Source organism: Luteimonas aquatica (genome assembly GCF_022662575.1).
GTDB classification, from domain to species: domain Bacteria; phylum Pseudomonadota; class Gammaproteobacteria; order Xanthomonadales; family Xanthomonadaceae; genus Luteimonas; species Luteimonas aquatica.
Map to the genome: position 1 here is coordinate 1 of NZ_JALBFU010000034.1, position 1,178 is coordinate 1,178.

Genomic DNA, 1,178 nt, shown 5'->3' on the forward strand with positions numbered 1-1,178 from the left:
CCCTACGAGTGCAGGCACCGCGCGTGCTGCTGCTGTCCCTGTCCGTCACCCTGGCCCTGGCCGCCTGCAAGCAGGAGGCTCCCGCGCCGGGCGCGCCGGCGCCCCAGTCCCCGGCCGCCGAGGCCAAGGCCTTCACCCTCGACGAGAGCAAGCTGCCCCAGTACAACGCCTTCGCCGCCGCCGACCTGGACAGCAGCAAGAACGCCTGCACCGACTTCGGTGCCTACGCCAACGGCAAGTGGCTGGCCGCCAACGAGATCCCCGCCGACCGCACCTCCTGGGGCGCCTTCTCGATCCTGGCCGAGCGCTCCATCGCCGTGCAGCACCAGCTCGCCGAACAGGCCGCCGCCGACGCCAAGGCCGCCGGCGTGGAGAAGATCGTCGGCGACTTCTGGGCCACCGGCATGGACGAGGCCAAGGTCAACGCCCAGGGCATCGAGCCGCTGAAGGAGCGCCTGGCCGCCATCGACGCCCTCAACGACCAGGCCGCCATCGCAGGCTACCTGCGCAGCACCGCCGCCAAGGGCGAGAACGTGCTCTTCGGCTTCGATGCCGAGCCCGACTTCAAGGACTCCTCGGTCAACATCGCCTACGCCTCGCAGGGCGGCCTGGGCCTGCCCGACAAGAGCTACTACTTCGACAAGGACAAGCAGGACAAGCTGCAGGCCTACCAGGCCCACGTGGCCAAGACCCTGGAGCTCTCCGGCGTGGCCGCCGCCGACGCCGCCGCCCAGGCCAAGGACGTGGTCGCCTTCGAGACCCGCCTGGCCAAGGTGTCCAAGTCCAGCGAGGAGCTCTCGCGCAACGTCGAGCTGTACTACAACCCGCTCAGCCTGGCCGATGCCGACAAGCTGACGCCCAACTTCTCCTGGAGCGAGTTCTTCAAGGCCCAGGGCGTGGCGGCGCCGGCGAAGTTCTCGCTGGCGATTCCGGCCTTCCACGAGGAGGTGAGCAAGGCGCTGGCCGACACCGCGCCGGCGACCTGGCGCGCCTACCTGCGCTTCCACACCGTGGACGCGGCCGCGCCCTACCTGAGCGACGCCTTCGTGCAGGAGAACTACGCCTTCTACGGCAAGACGCTCAACGGTCAGAAGGAGATCCAGCCGCGCTGGAAGCGGGTGCTGGGCACCATCGAGGACGAGGCCGGCGAGGCCTTCGGGCAGCTGTACGTGAAGGTC

Annotated in this window: 1 protein-coding gene; it reads left to right on the plus strand. The window is 69.5% G+C overall.

The features are described 5' to 3' along the window. Positions 1-23: 23 nt before the first annotated feature. Positions 24-1,178 (plus strand): M13 family metallopeptidase (locus MD221_RS17385; RefSeq protein WP_486624461.1); only part of this gene is annotated, 1,155 nt, incomplete at its 3' end.